This is a genomic window from Mycobacterium sp. JS623, assembly GCF_000328565.1.
GTDB lineage: Bacteria > Actinomycetota > Actinomycetes > Mycobacteriales > Mycobacteriaceae > Mycobacterium.
In genome coordinates, this window is the sequence record NC_019959.1 from 140763 (window position 1) to 164114 (window position 23352).

Sequence of the window (23352 nt, forward strand, 5' to 3'; positions counted from 1 at the left end):
GCGGCCCAGATCCGCCGGCGGTTTCTGCCGGCGGATCTGGGCGCGGCGTCATCCGCCCCCGTCGGCCTGCTGGTGCTCGGCGATCATGCGCCGCAACTCACCGACGACCGCTGACAGCGACACCGGGCCGGGCGCCTCGTCGTCGAGCAGTGATTCCTGGGCCAGGAATGCCCGCCACACGTCACCAGGGATGACGGTGGCCTCGCAGGCATCGCACCAGTCCCGCGAGGACAGCGCACGCACCTGGTCACCGCACAGCGCGCACGGCCGGGTGTCGTACTCGATCAGATCGTCGAGTTCCCAGTGGGCGTAGGCGTGCACCAGATCGACATAGTCCAGGATCTCGCCGGGTTCGCCTTGCAACACCGTGCCGTCACCGTTCTCGGTGAACAAGCCCAGGGCGTGAGCGGCTGTCACCGGCCCACCCGAATCCGGCTCGGGCACGTGCCACTGCTCGGGTGCCGATTCGCGCGTCACCAGCTGGTACAGCCCCGTGCGGGCGTGACCCCATTCGTAATGGCTGCTCACGATCCCGCTCCCTGGTACCGGGGCGGGTCGAAGAATTCCGCCGAGGGATCGGGGTGCGCGTCGCGCACCTCGATTCCACTGCGCTCTAACCCCAGGAACCCGTCATCGTTCAACTCCGCTAAACCGTCGCCGAGGTCGCACTCATCGGCGTCGAAGTCCAGCGGCACCCGCACCGTCACCCGGTGCCGCGACTCCTCGGTCCACTCGATCACCACTGTCTTCGTCTCGGGCACAGGGGAATCGACCATCACCGTGACCCTCCTGTCTCGACTGGCCAGCCATCGGGCGCATCGTCGATGTACCGGTGTCCCGGCGGATAGTCGAACGACGCCGCCAGTAGAGCAGCCGCAGCCGGAGACGCCACCGCGATCGCTTCATCACGCGACTCGGTCCAGTCGCTGAAGGTGTGGCCCCGACCGGCATCGACGACGAACTCGGTGAAGTCGTCGAACTCCACGCCGTCGAGGAACAGCGTCGCATCGGTGCCGCCGTCGGGGTCGACGACCAGCACCATCTCCAGCCGCGCGCGGTCCGCATCGGCGGCCGCGTCGTCGTGTGCACGCCGCAACACGGCGTTGAGATCGGCCAGACGCACGATGAAGCTGCCACGCACGTCCAGCCCACACCCGAACGCGCTGCGGGGCAGCTGGGCCACCGCAGCGGCCAGCGCTGCATCTGCGTCGAACGGCGGCTCGGGGCGCGTCTTGGTGAACTCGACCGCCAGCCAGGTCCGGCCCTGCGCGATCATCCACGCCCGGACCACCTCCGTCGCGCGCCGCTCGATCGCCGCACGCAACGCGTCCTGGCGCGCCGTGAGTGCGGCCAGCTGCGCGTCCATCGCACCAGACGTGTCGGTAGTCGTGACCATCCCCATCTCAGCGCACCCCCACCATGTCCGTGGTGGCCGTGTCCAGCCAGCCCGGCCGGTGAAAGAGCCACTCGTCACCCGGCGGGCGCACCGGCATCAACAGCCCGAAGAAGTCCGCCCCAATGGTGATGGCCGTAGGCCCAGGCTTCCCGCTCGATGTCACAGAGGGGAACATCACCAGTTGCACCCCGGCCGCCTGCTCCTCCGCGCGGGCCTTGGTGAACCTGCTCAAATGCGCTGCGTTATAGCCCATCCCGACGATGCCACCCATTCGTGAGGCATCCGAGGGCAGCAGATACCGCCACTTCGGGAAGTGCACATCCAACCCCTGGACGACCATCACCTCGCCCGTGCTGAACCGAAACGTCAACTCGGTCAACGCATCGGCGACGTCAATGATCACTGTGCGCGACGCTTCGTCTCGCTTGCCCGTTTTCGCCATCCGCGCCAAGGCCTTGGCATCACCCCCGGCGATCATCACCGTCAACGGCGCCCCGCTGTAGGCCACCTTCGATACCCCCAGCGCCATCCGATCCGTTGCGACCGCGACCAGCTGACCGCCACCGAACTCCAGGCGCACCGCTTCCAGCATCGGCATCTTCGCCGACGCCGGGGCCGTGAACAGCAGGGCATCCGACAGGGCGGTGAACAGCGCCTTGGCCGTCATGGTGTTCAGCTGCGACTCGACAACCAGATCCGCCGCCACAGGCTCCAAAACAGCAGTCATGCCACTCCCCTTCCGGGAATCTCCGGGCCGACCCGAGTGGCCTGCCCAACACCTAAGAGATTACCAACACCCACCGACATGCGTTAGCCCAAAACAGAAAACCGCACGCCCCCAACGCCCTACACGAACCACCACCCCACCCCGTGCCGGGTGGGGTGGTGGTTCGGCTCGGCTGCCGGATGCCCGCCGAAGGCCCCGCCGAAGGTTAGGCCGGCTGCCAGTCCTCGGCGGTGTCGTCGGTCCCGGCGAATTGGAAGCCGCATCCGTAGCAGCGTGCACGGCCCCATTCCCGGTCGATCCAGTACCCGTAGTGCCGGTGCACCTCGGGCACGCCGGCACCGGTGGTCCCGAGGTTGGTCGAGCCAGCCTCCCCGCTCTCCGCTGACGCTGCGCTCATGTGATCTGCAGACAAACGTCACACTCCCAGCCGGCGGCCTGCCTGGTACACGTGCGTCGCTGCTCGCACATCCAGCACCGCTGATTGGCTTTGCGTTCCGGTCCGACCTTGCCGTCCCGCACCATCGGGTGGCCGCTCACCGCGGCGACGCGCGCGGGATCGCCGCCGGCCAGCAGCACCGCATAGGCGGCGTGGGTTTGTGCGTCCCGCTCAGCCTGAGCCTCAGCGGTCATCGCAGGCCTGTCGGTCTGTCGTAGATGGTCGCCGAAATCCGCGGCACACTGAGCACACGGCATGCCCTGCTCGTCAGCTCGATTCCTGCAGCCGGGCAAGATGCACCGCGGCTCAGACCCCTCGGCGTCAGCCCTGTCGAGTCGCTCACTCATCGTCTTCTCCCCTTCCCTCGGGATCGTCGGGCCCGCCCGGCTGGCCGGCCCATCTCTACGTCGTCAGGCTGCCGCGGCCGCCACCGCCGCGGCGCGGGCCTGCTTTAGCTCCCATAGCTGGCGCTGCCAGCACCATGACCCGCCGTCGCACGGTTCCCCGTGCTCCTCGCACCCACCCCCGGCCACCAGGCCGCGGCGCCACCGCAGCGCCCAGTGCAGGCAGTTCGAGCACTTTTGGTGCGTGCACCCCGGCAGCCGCGGATTCTTTCGCGCGTTCAGCGACCACCCCAGGCTGTCCGAGCTGGCCAATAAGTCACCGTAGATGCGCAGCCCCTGAGTCTTGACCCCGTACCCGTGCAGCGGAACCCCCGGATCACGGTCCCGCAGCGCCTCCAGCACCTCCCGGATCTCACCAGTGTGCTGACGCCGGCACACCGATCCCACCCCCACCGACGGGTATCTGCTCAAATCCACCCCGGCCTCGCCGAACATATCCCAGCACCGCAAGTACGAGGTCACGTCCTGGCCCTGAACGGTGGGCATGAACGGTGCTTCCGGCGCCACGTCAGCGTCGTCGTCCTCAAACCAGAGCTGCTCCAGGAGAACGAAATTCGCCACCGTCCGCCGCTGGTGCTCCTCCACGGAAAGCCCTGTCCGCGCGATCATCGCGTCCTCGCACATCCAGTCCATCCCGGCCGCCCATTCGAGCTGCCCGATCTCCCGGTCATAGCGCTTCACCGCCGCGACGTACTCCTCGGGCGTCGTGCGCCACCCCCCGTACAGCGACAACTCGGAAAACCCACCCGAATCCAGCGCCCACCCCGACCGTGCCACCGGCAACGTCTTGCGGCGAGCCAACCGGCGATGCGACACGAACAGCGGCACCCCCACGTGCGCCAACCAACCGTCCATATGCGTACCCAGGTAGAAAACCGGTCCAGCCATGATTCAAACCCCTTGGCGGGTCTGCGAGCCCACCCGTATGGCGTGCTCCCTCACCACAGACACTACCCGACGACACCGACGCAAAACAGCCAGCCTCACAACGGGTTACACACCACCGCCCACCCCGGTGCCGGATGGGCGGTGGTGTGGGTATGGCTCGCCCCCGCCAGGGTCTGATAGCCCGCGGTGTCAGCCCTCCGAGGGACAATCGCCTCACAACTCCGAAGGGGACACCATGATGCAGCACGATTTGCTCGACGAGTTCATCCCGGCCGGCGAGGGGTTCTTCCCCGACGACGCGCTGCCGACTCACCACCTCGACGACGGCCAGGACGGCGGTCAGCGTGGGGTCTGCCCGCACTCTGGTGCAAGCCGCACCGACACCGGTGGCTGCCCGCGCGGATGCGCCGGCGCCACCGAGCACTACTCCAACGACGGTCACCGGGCCTGCTATGACCCCGCACCCGTTCCGGCGACGGGCAGGTCCCAGCGGTGAGCGCGGGCACTGACCACGCCGACCTGTGGGCCTACGAGTCAGCCGCGTGTGAGCCCACCGCGTGGGAACGCTGGATCGCAGCCGTCGAGCAGATCCTCGGGCACTGCGCCGACGGCGACGCCGACACTGACGGATATTCACTCGACGGCTTCTACGACAGCTGGAAGCAAGGGGTGTCGCCCGAGGCGGCCGCCGCTGGTGTACACGGGGCGTCACGATGACCACGTCGGCTCAGGGCATCAGCGACTTCGTGCGCAAAGGCATTGCGGCACAGAACGCCGCCGACCGTGCAGCAGGACGATTGACAGCCGCAGAGGCTGACCACGAGGTTGCGGTCCGCGAGCTGCGGGCCCGCCTCGGTGACGAACTGCAGGCGGCGATCGGCGCGGCCCGACAAGCGGCGCGCACATTGGCGGAGCTGTCCGGCCCGGTCTATGACGTCGAGTACGCAGAAGGCGAGCGCGGCCGCGATCTCGCCGCACTGATTGAGACCGCTCGCCGGGAACTGACCGCCGCGCAGGCGCAGCTCGTCCGGTGAAACGAGAGCACGATAGTTTTTCCGAATCATCAACCAGGAACAGGATTTAACGGCATGGGCCGACACTCCAAACCCGAAGATTCACCGACGCCGGACGCTGCTGAGCCTCAGTCCGAAAGCCGTCACGCCGCGCAGGACTCAGAGGTCACCGATGCGCACTGCGCCGAAGCCGCGGCCGCGGCCGCACGTGTCGTGACCGGCTCATGACGCAGCTGTTGAACTCCGCCGGTATCGAGAACAGCCCGCTGCTGATGGTGGTCATCGGCGCGGTCGGTGTATTCGTCGCGCTGTCGCTACTGCGGCTGTTGCGGCGCATCAAGCGGATGATCTGGACCGCAGCAGTTTTGGCCGCAGCCGGCAGCGCGGGGACCGGCGGCAGCTGGGCGGTCTTCGACGCACTCAAAAACCTGCGCTGATCCCGCCGCTATCGGCTCGAACCTCAACGAGACAGCCGTGGCCGTCACCGACGACCACGGCTGTTCCGCGTGCTGCTCAGGTGCTACTGCGGCAGCGGGGCCACTGCGGTCGTGCTCGGCGCCACCGGCGTCCCTTGGCTGCCGGCGGGCATGGCCGCCGCTGGCGCTGTGGCGGCTGCCGGCGGGACCGTCGTCGTCGGCGCGGGTGAGGGAGCGGTAGGCGGCGCCGGCGCCGGTGTAGCCGCCGGATCGACCGGGGTGCCCTGGCTGCCGGTAGCGGCCGGCGGCACGGCCTGGAGGGTGGGAGTGCTGCCAGCCGGCGCAGCACCGTCGACCGGGGTGCCCTGGCTACCAGCAGGGAGCGGTGTGCCCGAGCTGCCGGTGGGCAGTGGCGTGCCAGCGCTGCCGGCCGGCGCGCCCGGCACCGTTGCGGCGGCGGGCTGGCCAGGCGCAACTCCAGGTGGCGGCGCCGTCGGCCCGCCCGCCGCGGCGGCGGCACCTGGCGCCGCGGGGGTGGAGACCGATCCGCGGGTCGATCCCGAGGTCCCGGCGCCACCGGTGCTGGGTGCCGGCGGCGGTGTCAGCCACAGCAGCAGATCAGTGCCGGCGGCGTTGTAGACGACGCTGTCCGGGTTGGCTCCGGTGACGTCGAAGTACAGCTTGCCGGTCGTCTGCTGCCCCTGGGCGAGCCCGCTAGGGTTCACACCCTGGGGTGTGGCGACGGTGAACAGCACGCGGTAGGTGTCTCCGTTTCGGGCCCTGGCGTTGAAGTTGGACACGATCGGGGTGACCCCGCCGGAGATCGCGGTGTCTGTCGCGGTCGCCTCCCACAGGGTGCCTCGCACGGGGTAGGGAATGGCGTCGCTGCTGGGCTTGAGTCCGGTGACGGTCCAGCCCTGCGTCACCGCGCCGTCGACGAGCCTGGCCTCGTTCCCGAATGTGGTTGTGGTGACGTCGGCTGCGGCGATGGGAGCGCCGGTCAGGCCCATCCCCATCGCGAGGGCGATCGACGCGGCTCCGGTGCAGATGGTCGCATTCTTCATTCGAGCTGACTCCTAGGTTTCGTCCCTGCGAGGGGCGGTGTGCAGCAAATGTAAAAACTATCAGCGGGCGCCCATAGGCTGGCTAGCGCTGCGCCGTGACTCGCCCGCGCGCTCCCTTCTGGGTTTCGCTGGTGTGTAGGGGTTCCCTGAATTCGCGATCAGGCCGCGGCCTTCTTTTCGGTGTTGGACGACGCCCCGTCGTGTGCCGCAGGATTGGGTTTGCCGGCGGTGTTGGTCGAGTCATCGCTGCGGCGGTGGCGTCCCCCGCCTGCCGATGCAGCAGTCGAGGTCGAGGTGCTCGTGGAGGCTGTCGCGTCACGGTCGACCGGCGCGGCGTGGCGGCCGTAGGTGTCTGCGGTCTTCGCCGTCGCCGTGTCTCGTTTGGTGGTCAGCTTGGTCGTGGGGACCTCAGCAGCTGCCGGCGTGGCCTTCGACGACGGTTGCTGTGCAGCGGGCTCCGTCGCCGTTGGGGTGTCTCGCGGCGTGGTCGGTTTGCGCGTCGTGTCGGACTCGGGCGTGGTCGTGGCGACGGGTGCAGGTTCGGCCGTATCCGTATTCGTCGCCGGAGTCGCTGCCTCGCTTCCCGCCGCAGTGCTGTCGTGCGCTGTTTCTGTCTGCGCGGCAGGAGAATTTGTGTGCTCTCCCTGGGCCTCCGGTTCTGGTGCGGCATGCCGGCTGGTGGTGCTCCCCTCTTCTGCCGTGGCCGGTGAGACGTCCGCGGTGTTGAGGGTCAGTGTGTGAAGTGGCCTCGAGTTGGGGGTGGCGACGGCATCGTCGGTTGCCGCGGTGGCGCTGAGTTTCGCCGTGGGCACCGCCAGTGAGGTAACGGCGCCGCCGATGGCTTGGCCGAAGTCGATGGCCGAGGCGATCGTGTTGAGGGTCGTTTTGGCAGCGAATGCGGCCACCTTGACCGCTGTGGTCACGGCAGCGGCCAGGGTGTGTGGGAGGCCGGCGATCAGTGGTGACACTCCAGCAGCTTGGAGGACGCCGGTAGCTGCGGTCGCAAGGCCGTTGGCCAGCGAGTTCACCACGTCGGCCGCGGTGTCGGTGAGGTCGGCACCGACGCGAAACGGCAGTGAGGCGAACGAGCTAGCCGTTCCCACAACCGATTTCACGGTTGTTCCGGCTGCACCCACGATGACGGACACGGCGTGGGTGTAGCTGGCCAGGCTCAGCGGTGCGGTGCCGATGCTCGACAGAGCTTCCTGTACTGCGCCTGCCTCACTGCCGTTGCCCAGCCAGGTTCCGATGATCGCGTTCGCGCCGCCGGCGAGTCGATCGAGAGTGGCGACCCCGGCGGTGGAGATGGCCGTGGAGATGCCGGTGACGCCGGCGACGGCGGCGGTGACCGGCGCCGACACGATGCCTTGCACCGCGGTAAGCGCCCCGTTGATGAGTGCGATATCGGTGAGTTCCTTGCCGGCGTCGAGCAGGTCGTTGACCGCCGACAGTGCGTTGGTGATCTGGGAGCCCACCCCGTGGACGAGGGAGTTGGCCAGCGTGAGGCCGTTGGAGGCGAGGTCGGTGACGCCGGTGACGCCGTGCTGCAGAACCAAGCCGGCGATCCCAAGAGGGGAGGCGAGCAGCCCGATGTAGTTCGACGCGGCCAACGGATCGTTGACGACGTTCGCGACGGCCTGCAAGGCGGTGCCCAGGCTCCCGGTCACTGCCGAGGTCAGGATCTCGGTGACCTGGCCGGTACTCAAGGTGATGGCGGCCCCGGCGGTCGATACCGTCGTGGCGAGCTGCCCGAGCCCTCCGGAAGACGCCGACTTCAGAGCGACCAGCACGGCTTTGAGGGGTGGGCTGCCGGCGGCCGCGGCGATGAGCTGGTCCCACACGGTGTCGTTGAGTGTGGCGGCCGAGTGCAGGGCCCCGGTGAGAGTGTTGCCGGCGGTGTCGACGACGGAGGTGACGGTGTCACCGACCGTGCGCAGTGCGGTATCGAGGTTGGCCACCAGGGCGGCGATGTCGGCGGGGCTGATGACCGCCGCGAGCTGCATCTCAGAGACCGTCACGTGCGGAACGGCTGGGACGGTCAGCTGATGTGGATTGACGACGGCAAGCGGGCTGAACACGATGGCGCTGGCCATCGTCGCGGCGATGCCAGCCTTGATGTAGGGACGGGCGAACGATTCCACTGAGGCCTCCACGGCAGGAAGTAATTCAACAGGTCTGAGATCGCGAAACCGCTGGAAGAAGTGCCCCCCGGCACGTCCCGCTGGGATAAATCTAGCTTATGTTCCTACGTTATAACACGACACAATGACACTCTTCTTACGCATTACGGTGGCTTGACCATGACTCTGTCCGGTGATGACCGCTATCGGGACAGACCGCACGTGACGCGCCGGGTTCTGCGCGGCTTCGACGCTGCGGCGTTCTCGACGTTGCGCCGACAGGCCGGGATGAGCGTCAGCGATCTCGCCCGCTTGTCGGGGGCGTCGCTGAGCACCATCCACCACTGGGAGGCCGGGCGCCGCACCCCGCAGGTCGACGTGTTGGCCACCGTCATGGCGGTCATCGGCGCACCCATCGAGGCGGTCGTGAGCATCGACGCCGCCGATCGCTTCCCCGGCGACTGGCGCGTGATGCAGGGATTGACTCAGCCCCAACTCGCGGCGGCAGCCGGGATGTCCACGGCCATGGTGCAGCGCATCGAGCGCGGTGAGTATCCGCTCTCGGAAGGCAGCGCCGCCATCCTGGCTGGGCTGCTCGGGATCAGCGCGCACACCTACCGGCAGGCCTACCGGCGGGCACGTGAGCGTCCCGCGGGCACACCCTGCTGAGCCATCCCGGCAGGCAGTCATGGGTTGAGCGGTCCTGGCGGCGTCTGAAAGATGATGCGCGGCTTCGCGTCTGGGATTTGTTCTTCGGTGATGAGAAAGCCGTCGCGCGGGTACATCCACGACGTGGTGTCGGGCCCGCAGATCGCGCGGCTAGCATCGGCGCTGGGCAGCCAGCACGTCTGCGGATTGCCGTCCACGGGACCCGGTTTCATCTGAACGGTCACTTCGCCGGAGTGCAGGTCCTTGAACACGTAATTGCCGTCCTTATCGACGTAGCTCACCGTGTCGGTGTCCGGGGGACACAGCTTGGCGACATCGCCGTTCTCGGTGCCGATGTAGCAGACCGAGGCCTGCGGTTGCTCCGGTGGTGGAGGTTTGGGTCCGACGTGGATCTCCGGGAAGTCGTTGGCCCACTTGATGGCCCGCATGCGTTGCGCGGCCAGCTGGTCCTCGTCGATGTACGCCGCGGCGTGATCCCGGAGTCGTTGATCGTAGGTGGCGAAGTCGGCGGCTTTCGACTGCAGCTGGCCCTCTCTGGCCGCCAGGCCGGCGGCGATACCGACCGCGATCGGATAGCCCATGGGGCCGTGAGTGGCGCCGATTCGCTGCACCTCGGCCGCGGCCTGCGGCGAGATCAGCAATGCGCGCGCCGCGAGGTCGCCATAGGCGTCGGCGGCGCGCAGCAGATCCGCAGGGTTGACGTTGAGCCGCTGGTCCATTCCCCCACCCCGTGGCAGTTAAGCACGCCCTGGCAGATCGGCGGCAGTATCGTTGCGCCGCTTACGTATTGACTTAACAATCAATGCAAGGGCCGCAAACCAGACCAACGCCGTGACGATGATCCCCGCTTGAATGGTCACGCTGTTGGCGACGACCTGCACGGGGGTAGGCACCGTCTCCCCACCTGCGTCGACGCCGACGTCAAGCAGCCGGTAACTCAGCGCCAGGGCTATCAAGACCACTCCGAAGATCGGTCCGGAGATCAGAACCCCTAAACCGGACGGTTCACCAGATATGACATACCGTCTCCGGCTCCGCACCAGTGCTTTCGACGATGCGAGCACCGATGCCACGATGGTCAGCCCCAAAGCCAGCCAGATGATCGCGTACACATACAGCTGACCCCACACGGTGAACACATGGCTCATGACGGTCCCCTCTCTTGATCGGGCTCACCGTAACTTCAGCGATGGACACCGACGGCTATCGCTGATGGCGTTCAGGTGAGGGTCGGAACAGCGGTGCGAGCGAGCACGCCGTCCGCGGTTTCTTTGATGGCCTTGATCTCGCGGTGGTGCAGCGGAGTGGTGTCCGAGATGACCCGGCCCGACTCGTTCTTGTCATACATGCGCTCCAGGACCTCGCCGAGCTGCCCGGTGGTCATCTCGGCGACCTTGCGGACTCCGCTGAGCTGCTCGCGGACGGCGGCTGCGATCCCTTCCCACCACAGGCGCCGTTCGGCCGGTGACTGCGGGCCGGGGTTGACCGCGGCCGCGGCCACCGCTGCGTCAGTGCCGGCGGCCGACGCCGGTGCAGGTCCGTGCCAGACGATCGTCCGAACGGCCGACGCATGGGAGTCCTCGGTCTGTGGCGGGGTGAGCGACAGCAGCGCCAGGGTGGAGCAGATGAGCGAGAGGTCGACCGCGATAGGCCATAGCCAGGCGATGTCGCGACTCATGCCGAGCATGATGATCAGATCCCGCAGCGAGAAGAACGACATCGCGAAGGCGCACACGGCGACTCCGACGGTCAGCAGGAGTGCCGCACCCAGGACGATCGCGTCGACGCGGCGGTATCCCCGCCGGCGGGTCCGGATGAGCAGCGCGACGCTGTGAGTACTTCCGAGCAGGACCGCCGGAGGCACCGCAGCGGCGATAGCGGCGAGCAGCTTGAGGTGCATCTCTGGTGCGGTCATCCAGGCATGAATGACGTTGCCGCCGATGGATACAACCGTGGTGAACAGCAGCCACGCCCAAAAGAACCACAGCGCATGCCGGCGGGCGGCGTCTGCGCCGGCCTTGCCGACCGTCTGCGCCGGATCGTCCTGGGCGGGCTCGGGTGGCACGGCGGCCGCAGTGGCGGCTGCCGGCGCCTCGGCGGCCGCCGGAGGCGACATGGGCGCCAGGGCGTGCTGCGGAGCGGTGAGTTCGGCGCCGTTGTGGGTGCGCGCTTCGTCCAGGACGGTCATGGTCAGTTGCTTCCCTTCAGGTGGAGGTGGAGCGACGTCGGCGCAGAGCCCGAATGGATCTGCCGCGCAGAGCAAACGGCGAAACCGGGCACGATGGCCCGGACAGTAACAGCGGAGGTGGACACGGTCGATCGTTGGCGATCACCGCTGGTGGCGGTGGTCACAGAAGACCCTTGGCGCGGTAGTCGGCGAGTTTGGCGCGCACGCCCTGGGCGTAGTTACGCCGCGCTGCGGCTTCGGTGATCCCTCGCTCGGTCAGTGCCCGAAGCGCGCGGCGCACCTTGGCGAGGTCGCTTCCAGGGTGGTTGAGGACATCGGCGGCGGCCGCGGCGCACCAGCCGGCGTCATACCACCGCTGGGCTTTCATGACGGCGAACTGCTTGCGGGTCATGAGGGTCATCTCTGGTGCCCTTTCTGCAAGTGTTTCGACTGTGCCGGTTACGGTTTGGGAGCAGTCCACACCGGATCCCAGGTGTCGAACTCGCCGGCGTCGACGCGGGCTTGCACGCCCTGCCAGGGAGCACTGTCGGGGCCCGTCTCGATGACGCACTGCTCGAAGAAATCCACCGCGGCCAACGACCCGAATTCGGCATAGTGCTCGGCCTGCAGCTGCGCACTCCACCTCGCAACCTCGGCGTCGGTGAGTTCGGCGTGATTGTCCGCGATCCACTCGTTGGTCCTGGCGGCGATGCCAGTGACATCCCAGTCCGCAGGGTCGAGGTCGGCGCGGCGCAGCAGGCCGGCGATCTCATCGTTGCTGAGCTTCGGAGTCTTTTGCGGCATACGCTCATCCTCTCCGCTATCGTTGCGCTTGTCAACACTGGATCGTTGCCTCTGTCACCATTGGCGGGTATAGTAGTAGCCATCAGGACCCACGCGGGAATGGAAGAGAAGCCATGCCAGACAGCGCCAACGTCACGGTCATCACCACGGCACCGGTGAGCAGTGGCGACCCCCGCATCTACACCGACCCCTACCCCGACGCCAAGGGCAACGACCTCGTCAAAGAAACCTGCGGGAAGTGCGGCGGCGACGGGATGTACCACGCCCCATCAGGTTACGTGATTCAGAACCCCTACGGCCGACCCGGAGACGGAATCAAAGGATGCTTCGATTGCCGCGGCCGTGGGCACCGCTACGTCAAGGTCTCCAGCGTCCGCTCCCGGATCCGCCGCAGTGTCAAAGCCACATTGCAGCGCGACGCCGACGACGCCACCAGGGCGGCGGCCGCTGCCCGGCATCACGCCGCCGAACTGGCCGAAGCATGGGATCAGGCTCATGCCGAGCAGAAGCGCCGCGCCGGGCTCAACAACACTCCCGCCGGCCAGCCGGGACAGCGGCTGCGAGGATTAGCCGGCACCGTCGAACTCGCGAAGAGTATCGAAGTCACCGGATTCCGCGGCTACGGAACCGATTACAAACGCCTCGTGATCGTCACACTCGACACCGGTCAGGTCCTCAAAACCTTCAGCACCAGCGCCGCCCTCACACAAGTACAGCGCGGCGATCGCGTCACCGTGGCAGGGACAGTGAAGGACTACGACACCTATCAAGGCCAAACCCAAACCGTGCTCACCCGAGTAACCCTGCACATCGAGGCCTCCCGTCAGTCCTACGACGACATCAGTCCCGGTGACCAGATCCAAACCGGCGGCGACTGGTTCCCAGTTACACACGTCGACAACGACATTCACGTTCAGGTGACCCTCGGCGAGCGTTCATGGACCTCGCGGATCCGCCGCCACCAGATCACCGGCCACCGCCCGGCCTGAGCACGCCTCGACGCCACAAGGAAAGACACGACCATCACGACGACAGCACCGGCAAGTTCCCCCGAAGCATCCGGCGCCGACGGTACCGTTGCGGCTGTCAACAGTTCCACCGCCGTTGACGCTCGACCCAGCAGGAAGACCCCTATGACCTGGACAACGCAGCTGACCTACACCGCGGACGGCCTCACCGAGGCCGACACCGCGGCACTGGCCACCACGCTCACCGGCGCAGACGTCGCCTACACCGACGGCCGGCTACAGATCAGACTCGAGGTCGACGCCAGCACCCTCCAAGACGCCACCGATGCCGCCCTGCGCGTCGCGGCCGCCGCCACCGGACTGCTCAAGCCCACCCACCTCCAGGTCCTACCCACCGACGAATTCCTCGGCCGCGGCCGCGCTCCGTTCACCCTCGACCTCATCGGTATCACCGAGATCGCCGCCGAGTTCGGCGTCACCCGCCAACGCGCCGGCAAGATCGCCGAGCTGCCGGGCTTCCCCGCGCCCGTCGCACATCCAGCCTCCGGCCGGGTCTACAGCCGTCCCGCCGTGCAGGCCTTCCACCAGCAATGGGAAGCCAACCGCACCCGCCAGCGCCCCTCCCGAACCCACACCACTACCGCCGCAACGAAAGCGAGCACCCCATGACCGTCCGCATCGACCGCACCCTCCCCCACCACCCGTCTCACGCCCACGTGCTCGACACCCCGCCGCGCAGGCATGCGACACCCGACCACACCACCTCTGCCGCCGCTGCGCATACCTCGGCCACATCCCGCACCCACCGCCACATCGAGCGCCACCGCGATCAGCGTTAGCCGGCGTGCCTGACCCACTCACCCTGAGGGCCGACGTCCTGGGCTGGGCACGTACCGCGCACTACGTCACCACCATCGCAGAGGACGGCGATCTCCAGCTGCGCTCCGAAGCCGGCGCACCAACCCGGTACTACATCCGCCGCCGCGGCACCGCCCGCTGGGAGCTAACCCAGACCGCCGACGGCGACGACGAACACCCTGTCCTGTTCGTCGCCGACATCACAGTCCTGGACCGCTACCTCGTCGGCCTCTTCGCCGATGACATCCGCGAGGACCTCGCTCTGCCCTTCCTTGACTTAAGTTGGGACACCCAGGATCTGGCTCCGGGATACGAACTCTCGGATATGGTGCGCGGCTACCGCACACTGAGCCGATCAGGATCGGGTCCAGTCGCCGCCGCACCAGATTCCACCGTGAGCCTCGTGACGTTGGTGCCGCTCTCACACATGCTGGGCTGGTCGATCGGTGAGCTCAAACGCTCATTCCTGCACCCTGCCGGAGCCCCGTTTCTCCGCGACCGGCGATACGCCTCACGCTAGGCGCTACCCACACCGGTGATGCAGCCTGCATCACCGATGCCAACCGCCCAAACTCCCATATCGGTTCTGCGTCACAGCAATTCACCACCCGGCTATTACACTCCTCCCTCTAACCCCTGACATGCGGCGGTTCGATCACTGCTCAGCCCTGAAGCCTCCCAGGCGACCCAACTGACCACGAAACGCTCGCGCCCCTCATAGACTCGGTAGATGGCGACCGCCTTCACATACATGCCCATTCGCGACATCGAGAAGCCGCAGATGATTCGCGTCCCCGCCAACGGCGGAGTCCTCGATATCTACACCGGCTACGCAAAGATTCACGTTGATCACGGCAGCGAAGTCCGCCGCCACAACATGTATTCCCTTGTGCCCCTGCCTCGCCAAAATCCGCCCGACCCCTTCCGGGTGCAGGAATACCCCGGACCGTTAGCTGAGGTGGCCGTCCAAACCGCCATGACCGCATCCCTGACGAGCTTCGGAGACAATCCTCGGGTCGCCGCGGTGGATTGGGCGCAAATCGAGCTTCGGCCCGCCCATTTCCACGAGGACCGCGAAGGCGTTGTTTTGCTCATGAATGTCGCCATCGCTGTAGCCGAGGGCGTCGTCTTGCGGTTCGCCTACCAGGTCAACGTCTTCACACCAGGCAGCCGGGACATAGTTTCACTGCTCGACGAGCGGCGCCAACCCGTACCTGGCGCCGCTGACGGCATAAGCACCGACTTCCGCCAGGTCTAAACACCTGGCGTGGTTGATCGGATCGTGAACAACTCTCCGCTGATCTCGGGATACCTCCCCACGGAGTCATCGCGCCGCACCGAGTACTCACCAACCCAGCAGCGCTCGTCGGCCGGGTTGATCCTGACCGCGCCTTGCGCAGAGACCTCGACGGCTGCGGTTGGAAACACCGGTCCTGCGACGCTGCCCAGTGCCCGCCGAAGCTCATCCTCGGACACCGACCGCAGCTTCGGGAGCATGGCGGCAACTAGTTCATCGGATAGGTGATCATCGTGGAAGGCTGCGATCACTCCGTCGATGCCGTACTCACTATTCGTGATCGCGATGTGGGACTTGTTCTTTGCGGCGTGGACGGTCACCCGCACGCCGAACCTCGCATCCTCTTCCAAGGCGCAATCACCAGCCACCGAGACAAGCCGGCGCGCGTTGGCCTCACGTAAAGCGAACCACACTGGCCGAGCGGTGTCGGTCCCGTCGGCGATCCGACGCGGTACGCGTGCCCAGCGTGCCAGCGTGCGGTCTGGCTCCCAAGATGTCCACGTACCGCCAACGCTGTAGCGGTAGTAGTGCAGATGACCGCTGGGCAGTTCGATGGGCGTGGGCGGCGACTTTGGTGAGCTGTGCCCCCGCTCGAAGCGCAGCGTGGTGAACGCGCGGGGGATGGTCTCAGCGAGGTTGGTGTAGAGGCTGTTTTCCGCGTCGCCCATGCGCGCGGCGACCGGGGTGGTGCTGCTGTAGTGGCCGGCAAGCACTGTGCTGTGTGAGGTGTCCAGCTTCGAGAGTGCGTCCCGTAACGCCTCTTTCAATGATTTTTGCCAGTCGCTGCGAACATCAGACCCGTGCTGGACGCGCTTCCCGGACCACATTTCGACGACTGCGTCGTCTCCGCGGATAACGTACTGGCGTGACTGTTCAGTCATCGAGCATCAGTAGTTGGCCGAGCAGAGGGCGCGCCGGCTTTCCACGCGCATCGCACGAAGGGCATCATCCACGACACCCTAGTGAGGCAGGTCGGATCTTCCTGGTTAGCCGCGCTGGCCGCCGCCACTATCGTCAGATTCCGCGTGCCATGTTCGCGAACCGGGACATGTGAAGTTGGTGTGCCACAGTGATATTGGCGGTCGGGCCGTTGCGGTGCTTGCCCAGGATGATGTCCGCCTCGCCGCCACGCGGATCGTCGCGGTCGTGCGCGTCGGGACGGTGCAACAGCATGACCATGTCGCTATCCTGCTCCAGCGATCCAGACTCGCGAAGATCGGACACCTGGGGTCGTTTGTCGGTGCGCTGCTCGGGGCCACGGTTGAGCTGGCTGAGCGCGACCACCGGCACGTGCAACTCTTTGGCCAGCAGTTTGAGGCTGCGGGAGAAGTCCGACACCTCCTGCTGTCGGGAATCGTATTTCTTCCCCGAACTCATCAGCTGTAGGTAGTCCACGACGATCAGTCCGAGATCGGTTCGCTGTTTGAGCCGTCGGGCCTTGGCCCGGATTTCCATCATGGTCAGGTTCGGGGAGTCGTCGATGTAGAGCGGCGCTTCACTGATCTCGCTCATCCGTCGCGCCATTCTTGTCCAGTCGTTATCGCTGAGACGGCCGGCGCGCATGTCGGCCAGTTTGATGCTGGCTTCGGCCGAGAGCAGTCGCATCACGATCTCGGATTTGCTCATCTCCAGCGAGAAGATGACGCTCGGGCGGCGGTGCTTGATCGAGCAGGATCGCATGAAATCCATTGCCAAGGTCGACTTTCCGTGCCCAGGACGCCCGGCGATGATGATCATTTGCCCGCCGTGAAGACCGTTGGTGATCTCGTCGAGTTCCACGAACCCGGTGGGAATGCCTGCCGCTTGGCCGCCGCCGGATTGGATGGCGTCGATTTCGTCCATGGTCGGCTGCAGCAGCGCCTCCAGCGGCACCATGTCCTCGCTACCGCGGTCTTCGGTGACGTCGTAAATCTCAGCCTGGGCGCGGTCGACGACCTCGGCGACGTCGGCTCCCTCGGCGCCGGCGTAGCCGTACTGCACGACACGGGTGCCGGCCTCCACCAGGCGGCGCAGCAGGGCCTTCTCCGCGACGATGCCGGCGTAGTAGCCGGCGTTGGCCGCGGTCGGCACGGTAGCAATCAGAGTGTGCAGGTAGGGCGCTCCGCCGATGCGTTGCAGCACCCCGCGCCGGTCGAGTTCAGCGGCGACGGTGACGGCGTCGGCCGGCTCACCCTGCCCGAAGAGGTCCAAGATGGCGTCGTAGACCTGGCGGTGGTTGGGCCGGTAGAAGTCATCGGGGCGCAGGCGCTCGATGACGTCGGCGATCGCGTCCTTGCTGAGCAGCATCCCGCCGAGCACGGACTGCTCCGCGGCCAGATCCTGCGGCGGTTGACGGCCGTTGTCGAGATCGGTGTATGGCTGCACCGACGGGCGCCGGCGGGTACGGGCTGGTGCTTCGTCGAGATCGGTCATGCGGGGATCGCCTCCTCGAATTCGGCGTCGGCCTCGCCGGCGGCGAGGTCAGCGGCGATGTGCGGCCAGCACTGGTCACACACGGTCGCCATGGCTTTCAGCGGCAGCTCGGGGCGGTAGATGCCACGGTCATAACCGCACACCACGCAGTTGCAACCACCGCTGATCGCCAGGTCCATCAGCAGCTCGGTGCTCAGCGACGACGCCGCCGGAACCGGCTCATTCACAACGGATTTCGGCTCGCACTCGGCCAAGATGTCGCCCGCCCAGCGCGCCAACGCCGCGGTCAAGGGCATCTCGGGGAACAGCCGCGCGACCCGACGGCCCGCGTTCGCCAGCGCTGCGATCGGGTCGCTCATCGGGCGGCCGAACTTGACCTCGCTGGCGTGAAGTACTTCGGCGCGCAGCTCGGGGTCGGTCGCGGCGGTGACCTCGGCGTACCAGCGTGCGTTGACGTCCTCGGCGGCGGCACGGTTGGCCGCGGCCTGCCGGGCGTCCCAGGCGGCCTGCAGGGGCCGCAGCCGCGGTCCGGAACCGATGACGTTGTGCCGCAGCCGCCACAGCGCCAGCCGCCACGGCCGCTCGATGTCAGCGGGCATCGGGGCGCTCAGCACGTCGAGGATCTGCTCGGGGCGCCATCCGCGCTCCAGGCGTTGGCGGATCTCGCGTCCGAGCATCCAGCGCAGGTGCTTGGGCAGCCGCGCCAACGGTGCCGGCAGTGCGCGCATCACGTCGGTCAGATCGGCTGAGGAGACATTCACCGCAACCGGTCGGGGGCCGGCCACCGCCGTTTCGGTCCGGGGGGTAGGGGGGTAATGAGTTTGGTCTTTATAAGGAAGCGGCTCGGAAAAGGTGACGGATTCGGGCTTGGGACGGCCTTTGTAGTCGACGATGACGCGCCCGGAACGGTCCCGTTCGAGCACCTTGACGTCGCCCACGAAGCGGTCGTGGATGGCGATGAATGACCGCGCTCCGCGGCCCTGTGCGGCCCGGTAGACGATCAGCTCGTCGGCCGCCAGCCCGGCCAGTGCGCGGCCGATCGTCTTGAGGTCGTAGCGGCGACCGCCGGCCGCGGCGATCAGCTCGACGACCTGGGGCAGGCCGACACGGTCGTCGGCGATCTTGCTCCAGCCGCACAGCAGCTTCAGCACGGCTGTCAGTGCGTGCTTTCGTGCGCCGCGCAGCCGCAGGCGGGCGGCGTCGGCTTCGACGCGCTCGCGCACGGTGGCGGCGTCGGAAAAGTCCACGCGCTGCCGGTTCTGGCAAACGCATTTCTCGAGGTTTCGGGCTTCGCGACACGCCCATGAAGTTCCTGCGTTTACGCAGGTCACGGGGTATGTCTGCGAAACCCTGGTCAGATGTGTTGATCTGTGTCCAGGGTAAGCGCTACCCTGAGAACTACCTTCCACGGTGTTCTCCCTGATAGATGCAGGACCCTGAGACTCGAAGTTGGCGCTTCGGATCTCGCGAGGCTCGGAGTTGGCGCTCCGGGAGAGAACTTCTCTTGATTCCTCACATCCCCCTCGGGGGGCTTGTGTCCTCTTGATCCCGCTATTGATTTGTAAGTCGTCTCGTTGGCGCGAGACGGTTAGATCTGCTTGTTAGACCTCCTTTACCGAGTCGTTACTGTCCATCCGACCACGCCATTGGCCGGTGATCTTGGAGCGACACGTTCCGCAGCAGCGTTGCCAGCGCCACCACGGTCGTTGTCGCAGGAATAGACACCCGTCCCACTCGTCACAGGTAGCGCTTGCGCCAGGTGCCCACGGCCCACGCCAGGGCCTCGTCGGTCAGTGACGCCGCGATTTCGCGCTCCAGTCGCTCGTCAAGGGCTCCAGGGGTGTCGGGGGCCGCGCTACCGCGCAGGCCTGCCCATGCTGCTGCTCGCCCGATCCAACGCTTAACCACGTCGACTCCCCTCTGAGCTGTTTGATGCGTCCTCGGTGGTGATCCCGCCGCCGCGCAGCGCGCGTCGCAGCAGGGCGGCGTAGGCGTGCTTGGTCATCGGCGGGGTCATGGTCTGGCCGAGTTCGGCCAAGGCGGCGTCGGGGTTGCTGATGCGGTGCTGCAGGGCGGTGATCCACCGGTCGCGGTGCACGCTGGGCCGCTGCGCCTGCAGTGCCTCCACCGCGATCCGCGCCAGCACGGCCTGGGTGCGGCCGGCTTGGCGGGCGCGCTGCTGGTTGGCTTCCGACCCCACTGCGGCCAGACGGGGATTGTTGGCGATCATCGCCGGCCCTCCGTCCCCGGCAGCGCCACGTCGTAATGCGCGGCTAAGGCCAGCAACGTCGAGCATGGCGAGATCACCGTGCACTCCCCGCTCAGCGACCCCTCACGTTCGTGCGCCCACGGCCCAGCGGTGAATGAGCACTCCAGGCACAGCACCTCCCGGTGCGGGCACGACGTCGCCGCGGGTCCGTGCGCAGCTCGGCAGCCGTGATCCATGCAGCCCTGGCAGACCGTGAGCCGCGGCCGGTGGATGGCGGCGTGGGCGAGCAGATCGCTGCGATGGTCGGCCGTCCCCGGCTGTCCCGGCGGAGCGTCAGCCAGGATCGCGGTGAAGATCTGGCGCAGCAGCACCCCGCGCGGGTCCTCCCCCGCGTCGGCGACATAGAGCGCGATTTCCTGCTCGATGGTGCCGCGGTCGATCGCGACCACCCAGCTGCACCGCTCGCAGCGCAGTTTGGTCAACCACGGGCTGTCATAGGCGAACGGACCCATCGCGCGCAGCAGCTGAACTTTCACCCCGCACGCCGAAAAGGACTCCACCCCAGCTGGTTTGCGGCTCTCCAGGTGCGCCTCATCGCGCGCAAGCGCCACTCGCGGGGCCAGCGATTCGAGGTCAACGGCATGCCAGCGGGTGCCCGAGGACGCCCCGCCGCCGCCGATGGCGAAGCGGTGGGTGTCGTAGTCGAACGCCGCGCTCATGCGGTCCTCCTGATCGGTTCGGCGTTGCTGGTCTGGCGCAGGTATTGCGCTGCCATCCGCCGGATTTGGTCGTAACGCTCGCCGGTCATCCGCTCGGGTGTGGCTTGGGCCTGCCCCTCATCCACGCCCTGAATGAGCAGGTCGTACTGCATCTTTTTCAGATCGAGGGTTTCGAGCATCACCGGATCCGACCCCTGGTCGGTGGTGCAGAAGTAGGCGCGCACCGGCTTGGTCTGTCCTGGTCGCCGCGCACGCCCGATGGCCTGGCGGTGCACCGCGGGTGACCAGTCCATCTCGCCGAACACCACGGTGGAGACCACCTTCTGGAGTCCGTCGATGCCCGCGCCGGAGCGCAGGGACAGGATCAGCACGCGTGATCGGCCGGCGATGAAATCCTCCAGGGACCGGGCCTTCTGGGTGTCGGTCTGTCGGCCGGTGTACATGGCCGGATTGTGTCGGCGCAGCCGCTCGGCCCAGATGTCGTGCACGGCGTGATGCCAGCCCAGCAGCATCACCCGAGACTCACTTTGCAACATCAGATCCACCACGTCGGCCACAAACGGCGCCTTGGCGATCCCGGTGTGCTGGCGCATGATCCAGTCGAATTGACCTGCTGCGGTCCACCGCTCGCGTGGGTTGGCCGACTGATCGAGAATCAGCCGCGCCAACGCTGCGGCGTTGCCAGAGATCTCGTTGAGAACGGTGGGATCCGAGGGCACCGACCATTCGATGGGGATGGCCGGCGGGACCTGGATGCCCACCTCTTCCAGCTCGCGGCGCAGCAGCAGGCCTTGTGCGGTCAAAAATGAGCGCAATGCCACCGGATCATGCACGCGGGTCTTGGAATTCAAGCTGCTGGTGTGGCACCACTCGCGGGCGAATTCTTCCCGACTACCCAAGGCACCGGGGCGCAGCACGTCGACGACGTTGTAGATCTCGCCGCCGTAGTTGTAGATCGGGGTGTCCGAGAGCCCGATGCGGTATGTGGCCGCTGCCGAGATCGTCGCGGCTGCCTTGTACCGGTTGGACTCATCGCGGCGCAACTCCTGAACCTCGTCGAAGATCACCGTGCGCACAACACCTTTGAGGTGGTGCTGCCACTTATCGAGCTTCGCGTAGTTCATGACGATCAGGTCGGCGGTGCGGCCCCGGCGCTGCAGGGAATGGATGGGTCCCGTGCGCACCTCCACCGACGTCAGCTGCGGATAGAACTCTCTGAGTTGACGGCGCCACTGCCGCGGCATCGCCCCGGTGAGCGTCACCGCCAGGGCGGGACGGGCCTCGGGCTGTTCCAACAGGGCCAGACCGGTGAAGGTCTTCCCCATGCCCAGTTCGTCGGCGAGCACGACTCCACCAGTCGCCCACACCAAATCTCGTGCGGTGCGCTGATATTCGCGCAGCGGCACAGCCGGAGTCACCCATCCCGGCCCACCGCCGACATCGAGCGGTCGACCGGCCAGCACCTGCTGCACAGCTGCCTCGGTACGCCGATGCTCACTGGCTAGCGCCCGCAGTCGTCGCCGGTCCTGCACGCTGGCACTCATCGGGTGCCGATCGACGAGCCACTCCAGGTCGCGCGCCACCTCCAGGGTCGCCTTCAGGGTCACCGTGCCCCGCGTGGTGGCCGAAACGCGCGGGAAGATGCGCTTGATGCGGATCATGACATCCGGTGCCGCCTCGACCTCCCAGAAACCGGTCGACAGCCACCGGTACCGGCCGACCACGCGCGCGGTCATCGGGTCAACCCCGGTCCGGGTAGGGCAGCGACGCGCACGGGCTTCCCAAGGATCTCCGCCGGCATCCCGGACAGCGACGACAGCCGCGGTGTGGCGACCACGATCGCCTTGACTCTGCGGTGATTGGCGTACCGCACCAGTTGGGACAGCACCGCCGAGCCGCTGGCCCGCATCTTCAACTCGACCGCGACGCAGCCTTGCACCAGGAAATCGGGGCGCTCTTGCGCGCTGAGCCGGAATTCCCGCTCGAGGCCGAACCCAGCCTCACGCAATACCAGCTCGACGCCGTTTTGCAGCTCGACCTCGCGGCTGGCCCGGTAGATCCGCTCCCCCAGGACCGCCACGACGCGCTCGGCGATCGCCACCGGGGTGGCCTCGGATGCGACGGCCCCGCTCATGACGCCGTCTCCAGGTTCGGGCCCTCGATCACAGTGCTGTCGCTCAACAGCCGGGCCCACCGCGGGTCGACGTCGCGCATGTCGTCATGCGCCGAGGCGGTCAAGCACTGCAGCGGGGTGTCACGGCGCAGCCGTAGCGGGTGCCGCGGTTGCCCGTCCTCGGTCCATCCCAGCACGGCCACCGTGCCGCCGGTCGCGGCCGCGACCCGCCACAGCCGGGTGGCCACCGCGCGGGCCCGCGCCGGATCGGCATTGGCGCCCCAAGCGAACACGATGACGTCGTGCTCAGCCGCCGCGCGATCAAGTCGCGCATCGGTCTCGGGGCCGATCGGATCGGCCATCCTGGCGAGCTGCTCAGGATCGCGGGAAACCCCGGCGTAGAGATTCATCAGAAGAGCGGCGTCATAACCGAAGTCCTCAGCGAACTGCATGTCTCGCCGGGTGGTGGCGTCGTCGCGGTGCTCGTTGGCATCCGAGGGGTTCAGCGAGACGAACATCAGCTCCGGGCCCGTCCCCCACCGCCGCGTCAGCCAGTGCCGATAGGTGCGATCCGCGGAGAACTCCGCATCACGCTCGATGTGGGGCAGGTGGGCCAGGCGCCGCGGAAGCCGCGGCAGGTGCAGATCTAGAGTCAGAGTCATCGCCGACTCC

34 protein-coding genes are annotated in these 23352 nt (G+C 67.1%); 11 read left to right on the forward strand and 23 right to left on the reverse strand.

Annotated features, from left to right (window positions below):
• Positions 1-48: 48 nt before the first annotated feature.
• From MYCSM_RS34960 to MYCSM_RS34995, 7 genes are all read right to left on the reverse strand, one after another.
• Positions 49-528, reverse strand: a complete 480-nt coding sequence (locus tag MYCSM_RS34960) for a hypothetical protein (RefSeq protein WP_015298270.1) — start codon at positions 526-528, stop codon at positions 49-51.
• Complete coding sequence (locus MYCSM_RS34965) at positions 525-776, reverse strand: hypothetical protein (protein ID WP_015298271.1); 252 nt, start codon at positions 774-776, stop codon at positions 525-527. The genes MYCSM_RS34960 and MYCSM_RS34965 overlap by 4 nt, the downstream gene beginning before the upstream one ends.
• Positions 776-1402 (reverse strand): hypothetical protein, encoded by a 627-nt coding sequence (locus MYCSM_RS36650; RefSeq protein WP_232425899.1) that lies wholly within the window; start codon positions 1400-1402, stop codon positions 776-778. The genes MYCSM_RS34965 and MYCSM_RS36650 overlap by 1 nt, the downstream gene beginning before the upstream one ends.
• A gap of 1 nt (position 1403) precedes the next feature.
• A complete protein-coding gene (locus MYCSM_RS34980; protein WP_015298273.1) occupies positions 1404-2123 on the reverse strand; it encodes a hypothetical protein in 720 nt (239 codons plus the stop codon).
• A 205-nt stretch (positions 2124-2328) separates the two neighbouring features.
• Complete coding sequence (locus MYCSM_RS34985; protein WP_015298274.1) at positions 2329-2520, reverse strand: hypothetical protein; 192 nt, start codon at positions 2518-2520, stop codon at positions 2329-2331.
• On the reverse strand, positions 2517-2906 hold the full coding sequence (locus tag MYCSM_RS34990) for a hypothetical protein (RefSeq protein ID WP_051074016.1): 390 nt from the start codon (positions 2904-2906) through the stop codon (positions 2517-2519). Before MYCSM_RS34990 ends, MYCSM_RS34985 begins: the two co-directional genes overlap by 4 nt.
• Positions 2907-2969: 63 nt before the next feature.
• Positions 2970-3851, reverse strand: coding sequence for a deazapurine DNA modification protein DpdA family protein (locus MYCSM_RS34995; RefSeq protein WP_015298276.1), 882 nt, complete (start codon positions 3849-3851; stop codon positions 2970-2972).
• 235 nt (positions 3852-4086) lie between these two features.
• Between MYCSM_RS34995 and MYCSM_RS35000 the strand changes: the two genes are divergently transcribed.
• Genes MYCSM_RS35000 through MYCSM_RS35015 form a run of 5 tightly spaced genes read left to right on the forward strand, consistent with a single transcriptional unit; the run spans position 4087 to position 5301 of the window.
• The gene (locus MYCSM_RS35000) at positions 4087-4347 is read left to right on the forward strand and encodes a hypothetical protein (protein ID WP_015298277.1); all 261 of its coding nucleotides are present in this window, start codon (positions 4087-4089) and stop codon (positions 4345-4347) included.
• Complete coding sequence (locus tag MYCSM_RS35005) at positions 4344-4568, forward strand: hypothetical protein (protein ID WP_015298278.1); 225 nt, start codon at positions 4344-4346, stop codon at positions 4566-4568. Before MYCSM_RS35000 ends, MYCSM_RS35005 begins: the two co-directional genes overlap by 4 nt.
• Positions 4565-4885 carry a hypothetical protein gene (locus tag MYCSM_RS35010; protein WP_015298279.1) on the forward strand — a complete coding sequence of 107 codons (321 nt, stop codon included), beginning with the start codon at positions 4565-4567 and terminating at the stop codon, positions 4883-4885. The genes MYCSM_RS35005 and MYCSM_RS35010 overlap by 4 nt, the downstream gene beginning before the upstream one ends.
• A 54-nt stretch (positions 4886-4939) precedes the next feature.
• Positions 4940-5092 (forward strand): hypothetical protein, encoded by a 153-nt coding sequence (locus tag MYCSM_RS37650; protein ID WP_015298280.1) that lies wholly within the window; start codon positions 4940-4942, stop codon positions 5090-5092.
• Positions 5089-5301: a hypothetical protein gene (locus tag MYCSM_RS35015; RefSeq protein ID WP_015298281.1), complete on the forward strand. Its 213-nt coding sequence runs from the start codon at positions 5089-5091 to the stop codon at positions 5299-5301. Before MYCSM_RS37650 ends, MYCSM_RS35015 begins: the two co-directional genes overlap by 4 nt.
• Positions 5302-5384: 83 nt before the next feature.
• On the opposite strand, the gene MYCSM_RS35020 is transcribed toward MYCSM_RS35015, so the two are convergent.
• Complete coding sequence (locus tag MYCSM_RS35020; protein ID WP_015298282.1) at positions 5385-6344, reverse strand: MPT63 family protein; 960 nt, start codon at positions 6342-6344, stop codon at positions 5385-5387.
• Positions 6345-6502: 158 nt separating this feature from the next.
• A complete protein-coding gene (locus MYCSM_RS35025; protein WP_015298283.1) occupies positions 6503-8485 on the reverse strand; it encodes a hypothetical protein in 1983 nt (660 codons plus the stop codon).
• A 159-nt stretch (positions 8486-8644) separates the two neighbouring features.
• On the opposite strand from MYCSM_RS35025, the gene MYCSM_RS35030 reads away from it, so the two are divergent.
• The gene (locus tag MYCSM_RS35030; RefSeq protein WP_015298284.1) at positions 8645-9133 is read left to right on the forward strand and encodes a helix-turn-helix domain-containing protein; all 489 of its coding nucleotides are present in this window, start codon (positions 8645-8647) and stop codon (positions 9131-9133) included.
• Positions 9134-9150: 17 nt separating this feature from the next.
• Here MYCSM_RS35030 and MYCSM_RS35630 read toward each other — a convergent pair whose 3' ends face one another.
• The 5 genes from MYCSM_RS35630 to MYCSM_RS35055 all read right to left on the reverse strand — a co-directional run bounded on the left by MYCSM_RS35630 (position 9151) and on the right by MYCSM_RS35055 (position 12104).
• The gene (locus MYCSM_RS35630) at positions 9151-9852 is read right to left on the reverse strand and encodes a type VII secretion target (RefSeq protein ID WP_015298285.1); all 702 of its coding nucleotides are present in this window, start codon (positions 9850-9852) and stop codon (positions 9151-9153) included.
• 18 nt (positions 9853-9870) lie between these two features.
• A complete protein-coding gene (locus MYCSM_RS35040) occupies positions 9871-10281 on the reverse strand; it encodes a hypothetical protein (protein WP_015298286.1) in 411 nt (136 codons plus the stop codon).
• Between the two features lie 71 nt (positions 10282-10352).
• Entirely contained in the window at positions 10353-11321 is a 969-nt protein-coding gene (locus MYCSM_RS35045) for a DUF2637 domain-containing protein (RefSeq protein ID WP_015298287.1), read from the reverse strand.
• A gap of 160 nt (positions 11322-11481) precedes the next feature.
• On the reverse strand, positions 11482-11712 hold the full coding sequence (locus tag MYCSM_RS35050; protein WP_232425900.1) for a hypothetical protein: 231 nt from the start codon (positions 11710-11712) through the stop codon (positions 11482-11484).
• Positions 11713-11759: 47 nt separating this feature from the next.
• Positions 11760-12104, reverse strand: a complete 345-nt coding sequence (locus MYCSM_RS35055; RefSeq protein ID WP_015298289.1) for a hypothetical protein — start codon at positions 12102-12104, stop codon at positions 11760-11762.
• A gap of 113 nt (positions 12105-12217) precedes the next feature.
• On the opposite strand from MYCSM_RS35055, the gene MYCSM_RS35060 reads away from it, so the two are divergent.
• From MYCSM_RS35060 to MYCSM_RS35075, 5 genes are all read left to right on the forward strand, one after another.
• Positions 12218-13093, forward strand: coding sequence for a hypothetical protein (locus MYCSM_RS35060; protein ID WP_015298290.1), 876 nt, complete (start codon positions 12218-12220; stop codon positions 13091-13093).
• 144 nt (positions 13094-13237) lie between these two features.
• The gene (locus MYCSM_RS35065) at positions 13238-13741 is read left to right on the forward strand and encodes a hypothetical protein (protein ID WP_015298291.1); all 504 of its coding nucleotides are present in this window, start codon (positions 13238-13240) and stop codon (positions 13739-13741) included.
• Positions 13738-13911, forward strand: a complete 174-nt coding sequence (locus tag MYCSM_RS37655) for a hypothetical protein (RefSeq protein ID WP_015298292.1) — start codon at positions 13738-13740, stop codon at positions 13909-13911. The genes MYCSM_RS35065 and MYCSM_RS37655 overlap by 4 nt, the downstream gene beginning before the upstream one ends.
• A 5-nt stretch (positions 13912-13916) precedes the next feature.
• Positions 13917-14450: an Imm61 family immunity protein gene (locus tag MYCSM_RS35070; protein ID WP_015298293.1), complete on the forward strand. Its 534-nt coding sequence runs from the start codon at positions 13917-13919 to the stop codon at positions 14448-14450.
• Positions 14451-14660: 210 nt separating this feature from the next.
• Positions 14661-15188 (forward strand): hypothetical protein, encoded by a 528-nt coding sequence (locus MYCSM_RS35075; RefSeq protein ID WP_015298294.1) that lies wholly within the window; start codon positions 14661-14663, stop codon positions 15186-15188.
• Here the strand turns inward: MYCSM_RS35075 and MYCSM_RS35080 are convergent.
• From MYCSM_RS35080 to MYCSM_RS35115, 9 genes are all read right to left on the reverse strand, one after another.
• A complete protein-coding gene (locus tag MYCSM_RS35080; RefSeq protein WP_015298295.1) occupies positions 15185-16108 on the reverse strand; it encodes a hypothetical protein in 924 nt (307 codons plus the stop codon). The genes MYCSM_RS35075 and MYCSM_RS35080 overlap by 4 nt on opposite strands.
• A gap of 133 nt (positions 16109-16241) precedes the next feature.
• On the reverse strand, positions 16242-17591 hold the full coding sequence (gene dnaB, locus MYCSM_RS35085; RefSeq protein WP_232425908.1) for a replicative DNA helicase: 1350 nt from the start codon (positions 17589-17591) through the stop codon (positions 16242-16244).
• Positions 17592-17635: 44 nt separating this feature from the next.
• Positions 17636-18886, reverse strand: a complete 1251-nt coding sequence (locus MYCSM_RS35090) for a hypothetical protein (protein WP_015298297.1) — start codon at positions 18884-18886, stop codon at positions 17636-17638.
• 490 nt (positions 18887-19376) lie between these two features.
• Positions 19377-19547, reverse strand: coding sequence for a hypothetical protein (locus MYCSM_RS37980; protein ID WP_015298298.1), 171 nt, complete (start codon positions 19545-19547; stop codon positions 19377-19379).
• Positions 19540-19869, reverse strand: coding sequence for a helix-turn-helix domain-containing protein (locus MYCSM_RS35095; protein WP_015298299.1), 330 nt, complete (start codon positions 19867-19869; stop codon positions 19540-19542). The genes MYCSM_RS37980 and MYCSM_RS35095 overlap by 8 nt, the downstream gene beginning before the upstream one ends.
• On the reverse strand, positions 19866-20567 hold the full coding sequence (locus MYCSM_RS35100) for a hypothetical protein (protein WP_015298300.1): 702 nt from the start codon (positions 20565-20567) through the stop codon (positions 19866-19868). Before MYCSM_RS35100 ends, MYCSM_RS35095 begins: the two co-directional genes overlap by 4 nt.
• On the reverse strand, positions 20564-22303 hold the full coding sequence (locus MYCSM_RS35105) for an SNF2-related protein (RefSeq protein ID WP_015298301.1): 1740 nt from the start codon (positions 22301-22303) through the stop codon (positions 20564-20566). Before MYCSM_RS35105 ends, MYCSM_RS35100 begins: the two co-directional genes overlap by 4 nt.
• Positions 22300-22701 (reverse strand): hypothetical protein, encoded by a 402-nt coding sequence (locus tag MYCSM_RS35110; protein WP_015298302.1) that lies wholly within the window; start codon positions 22699-22701, stop codon positions 22300-22302. The genes MYCSM_RS35105 and MYCSM_RS35110 overlap by 4 nt, the downstream gene beginning before the upstream one ends.
• Positions 22698-23342: a DUF1643 domain-containing protein gene (locus MYCSM_RS35115; protein ID WP_015298303.1), complete on the reverse strand. Its 645-nt coding sequence runs from the start codon at positions 23340-23342 to the stop codon at positions 22698-22700. Before MYCSM_RS35115 ends, MYCSM_RS35110 begins: the two co-directional genes overlap by 4 nt.
• Between the last annotated feature and the right edge of the window lie 10 nt (positions 23343-23352).